This window comes from Marivirga sp., assembly GCF_035704835.1.
GTDB lineage: Bacteria > Bacteroidota > Bacteroidia > Cytophagales > Cyclobacteriaceae > Marivirga.
Genome location: NZ_DASSWQ010000056.1, coordinates 1 through 4057, shown reverse-complemented (window position 1 = coordinate 4057; position 4057 = coordinate 1). Strand labels below are relative to the sequence as shown.

Annotated in this window: 6 protein-coding genes; 2 read left to right on the top strand and 4 right to left on the bottom strand. The window is 36.3% G+C overall.

Annotated elements, in window-relative coordinates; genetic code table 11:
• Positions 1–285: 285 nt before the first annotated feature.
• From VFM92_RS08860 to VFM92_RS08850, 3 genes are read right to left on the bottom strand one after another with little or no spacing between them, the layout of a single operon-like run.
• On the bottom strand, positions 286–636 hold the full coding sequence (locus tag VFM92_RS08860; RefSeq protein WP_325121853.1) for a DUF4260 domain-containing protein: 351 nt from the start codon (positions 634–636) through the stop codon (positions 286–288).
• Positions 637–653: 17 nt separating this feature from the next.
• Complete coding sequence (locus tag VFM92_RS08855) at positions 654–1139, bottom strand: hypothetical protein (RefSeq protein WP_325121852.1); 486 nt, start codon at positions 1137–1139, stop codon at positions 654–656.
• Positions 1139–1519, bottom strand: a complete 381-nt coding sequence (locus VFM92_RS08850; RefSeq protein WP_325121851.1) for a RidA family protein — start codon at positions 1517–1519, stop codon at positions 1139–1141. The genes VFM92_RS08855 and VFM92_RS08850 overlap by 1 nt, the downstream gene beginning before the upstream one ends.
• Positions 1520–1568: 49 nt before the next feature.
• Between VFM92_RS08850 and VFM92_RS08845 the strand changes: the two genes are divergently transcribed.
• Both VFM92_RS08845 and VFM92_RS08840 read left to right on the top strand, forming a co-directional pair.
• A complete protein-coding gene (locus VFM92_RS08845) occupies positions 1569–2240 on the top strand; it encodes a 3-hydroxyacyl-CoA dehydrogenase family protein (RefSeq protein WP_325121850.1) in 672 nt (223 codons plus the stop codon).
• Positions 2241–2275: 35 nt separating this feature from the next.
• The gene (locus VFM92_RS08840; RefSeq protein ID WP_325121849.1) at positions 2276–3694 is read left to right on the top strand and encodes a Glu/Leu/Phe/Val dehydrogenase; all 1419 of its coding nucleotides are present in this window, start codon (positions 2276–2278) and stop codon (positions 3692–3694) included.
• Between the two features lie 110 nt (positions 3695–3804).
• Here VFM92_RS08840 and VFM92_RS08835 read toward each other — a convergent pair.
• Positions 3805–4057, bottom strand: a 253-nt coding sequence (locus VFM92_RS08835) for a hypothetical protein (protein ID WP_325121848.1), incomplete at its 5' end; no start/stop codon positions are given.

Below are 4057 nucleotides of genomic sequence, written 5' to 3'. Positions count from 1 at the left end.
TAACAATAAAATAAGTCAATTCTTATCTGTTTTTTCAGTGTATCGGAAGTCTCTATCTATAACAGGACTTCAAAACAGAAATTATCCAGAAATGAGTCGTAATTTTAACTTTTATAAAAGGTAGTTGTGCAACAGCCACTTCCGCTAGCGTCTCGCTAGTGAAAATTACTACCTCCCCTGGCGAATTATTAAACGAAAAGTTTGCTTTAGAGCAAACTAATTCGTGCCGGAGGCACAAGTAGCCATCACTAGCCGGAGGCTAGCGATAGAATTACTATTTTAAATTCACTTCCCAATCTCCCCTAAATGCGTAAATTTAAAGCCTTTTTCATATTTCAAGCCGTAGCCAAATAATCTGTCTATGCTCGCATGGCCAAATAGAATAATTCCTGAAAGCATTAAGTAATCATTACTTAACCACCAACCAAAGGCATAAACCACAACTGCAATACCTTTATGATGGAAAAGATTATAAGTATAAGCTCCAATTTTATTCCCAAAGGCATAGCCTATCATTCCTATGTCAGGTGCTAGAATTAAAGCAAGAAACCACCACCAAGCAAAAGATAAATCAGAGAAAAGTAATATGGAGAATGCAAACATTGCAGCTTCTTCCAATTGAATTAAGTTTTTCATACAGACTAAAAAAATTGTTACCCGATTAAACGCATCAATTGCTTTCGGCTTTTATAATAGGCATCAATAAATCGAGAAATTATTAATGCATAACTCGCCACTAAAATAATCAGCGGAAAAATTATAGTCAATATATTATCCTCTTGTGCAAAAGATATAATTGAAAAAAGCAGCATCAGAATTATCCAAAAAAGCAAAAAATATTTTACGCTTGGAAATAAGCAAAACTCAAGATGGACTAGACTCCCATTGTCTCCACCTTCTATTTTACCTTTAATTAATGGAAGGAAATTATTGGGTCTACTTACAATTTGGGATATGGAAAATCCAGATTTACCCACCTTCCCATTGAACAAATAAGCTTCTACGCCAAAGTCCTCAAGTGACTGATTCTTGAAAGATTGAAATTTTACAGGCTTTACGGCCAGCTCCATACGTCTGATGATTTCTTTTTCCCCCAAAGGACTAAGGAACATTTCCGATTTAGCTGGCCATAATTGCATTATTTTACCGCTATGCAGCTGATTTCCACGTTCACATCTTTAGGTAGACGCGCTACCTCAACCGTTTCCCTAGCTGGTGGATTTGCTTTGAAATACATGCCGTAAGCTTCATTAATTGTGGAAAAATTGTTCATGTCTTTTACGAAAATGCTGCACTTCACTACATCTGAAAAGCCCAATTTTGCGGCCGATAGAATGGCTTCTAGGTTTTTCATCACCTGATGGGTTTCTTCTGTAATATTTTCATTTATCAATTCCATCGATTGTGCATCCAACGCTATTTGTCCTGAAACGTATAACGTATTTCCTGCTAAAATCGCCTGATTATAAGGCCCGATAGGTGCTGGTGCTTCTTTTGTTTGAATGATTTGTTTACTCATCTCGCTTTTTATGATTAGTTCCTTAACTTTGGTTCAAAACTAACAAATTATGAATATACTTGTTGTCGGAGTCCATATAAACCAAGAAGAAATAACAGCGAAATTTGGCAAAAAACACCAAATCATTTCTTTTGATGATTTAACCGAGATAACAAAAGAAGCTTTTTTTGAAGCAGATGTCGTTTTTGATTTTTTTGTGGCTGAAGAGCCTGAAGCACTTACCTTTTATGAGCAGCGTCCTGACTTGACCATATTTACCAACATGGCCATGAGCTCTTTCGGTAATTTAAAAATCTATCAACATCAAACCCAAAACACCGTTTTCGGATTTAATGGACTCTCTACCTTCATCAATAAAAGTGTTTTAGAATGCAGCATTCAAGATGAAAATGATAAAGAGAAACTAAATTTAATCTGTGGTAAATTAGAGACTGATTTTGAAATAGTGGAAGACAGAGTGGGTATGGTAACGCCAAGAATTATCTGTATGATTATAAATGAGGCTTATTATACTGTTCAGGAAGGAACCGCAGAAAGAGAAGATATCGATTTGGGTATGAAACTCGGTACCAACTATCCATTCGGACCTTTTGAGTGGTGTGAGAAAATCGGACTAACAAAAGTTTATGAACTTTTAGAAGCCATTTACGATGACACTAAGGAAGAAAGATATAAAATCTGTCCGAAATTAAAGAAAGAATATTTAGCTTTAGTAGAATAAAAAATTAAACTTTTTGAACTTAAAAAGTACACTTTATGGCACAAAATGAAGAATATAGCCTGTTTGAAGATGTGTGTAGTTTCGTTGATGATGCTGCACAACATTTAGAATTACATCCTGGGCTGTTAGAGCAAATCAAGCAATGTAATAGTATTTATAAATTCAACTTTCCTATTCGAATGGAAGATGGTTCCTATCAAGTAGTAAAAGGTTACAGAGTTCAGCACTCGCATCATAAGCTCCCAACAAAAGGAGGTATCAGATTCAGTGAGATGGTAAATGAACAGGAAGTTATGGGTCTTTCAGCCTTGATGACTTACAAATGCGCGATGGTAAATATTCCTTTCGGTGGAGCCAAAGGAGGAGTCAATATTGACCCGTTAAAATACAACGCGAGCCAATTAGAAAAAGTAACCAGAAGATATACTGCTGAATTAATCAAGAAGAAGTTTATTGGTCCTGCTATTGATGTTCCAGCTCCTGATTATGGGACTGGCGCAAGGGAAATGGCTTGGATTGTGGATACTTACGAAGCTTTCAACCCTGAAGCCATTAATGCAAAAGCCTGCGTAACGGGCAAGCCGCTTTCCCAGCATGGAATTGAAGGTAGAACGGAAGCAACAGGTATGGGAGTTTATATCGGAATCAGAGAAGCGGTCAGCGTAGAGGATGATATGAAGGAAGTAGGCTTAACTCCTGGTTTAAAAGGTAAAAAAGTCATCATTCAAGGATTAGGAAATGTTGGTTTCTATTCGGCCAAATATCTATCAGAAGCTGGAGCAAAAGTAATAGGAATTGCAGAGTGGAATGGTGGCATTTGGGATGAAGAGGGAATTGATATTGAAGCTTTAAAAAATTATCAAACCGCCAATAAAACTTTCAAAGGATATAGCAAAGGAAAATTTGTGGAAAACTCTGCCGAAATTATGGAATATCCATGCGATATATTAGTTCCTGCTGCATTGGAAAACCAAATTACGGGTGAAAATGCACCAAGAATTCAAGCTAAGATAATAGGTGAAGCAGCCAACGGACCTGTTACCAAGGAAGCAGAAAAAATATTATTGGACAAAAATATTATGGTAATACCTGATATGTATTTGAATGCGGGTGGTGTTACCGTTTCTTACTTTGAGTGGCTAAAAAACCTATCAAGAGTTTCTTTTGGCAAACTAGAGAAGCGATATGATATGGAAAAATATAAGTTGCTGGTAGATAGTATCGAAAATGCTACGGGAGATGCCTTCAATCAGGAACAAAGAGACTCTATCATAAAAGGCGCAAGCGAGCGAGATTTGGTAATTTCAGGATTGGAAGAAACCATGGTAACTGCATATCATGATATGAACCAAAAAAGAAAGGAAAAGAAAATCAAAAGTTTAAGAACAGCTGCCTTTATTTTAGCGATTGATAGGATAGCTATTAGTTATACTGATATGGGAATTTTCCCTTGATTAATTAATTTTTCAAGAACATAAAAAAGACCTGTTAGTCCAACTAGCGGGTCTTTTTCTATGTGTCTCGATCACACTAGCGCGCCTTGCGAAGCAAAACGCATGCTAACCTACCCATTCTTAATAATCTCAATCCCCATTTTTCTCATCAGCGGAACGGCATTAAAAGTATGGCAAGGAGCATTATGCAATTTATAATCAAATAGAATCTCATCTCCGCTAACATCACTATTGAAGCTGTAGTTCTGGAAATTTTCTAATTCATTTTCCAATTTAGCCAGAGAAGTTATAGAACAATATAAATTTACCACAAAATAAAAAAGCGAATATACGGTAAGATTAAATGACAAATTTGGCAAGGTG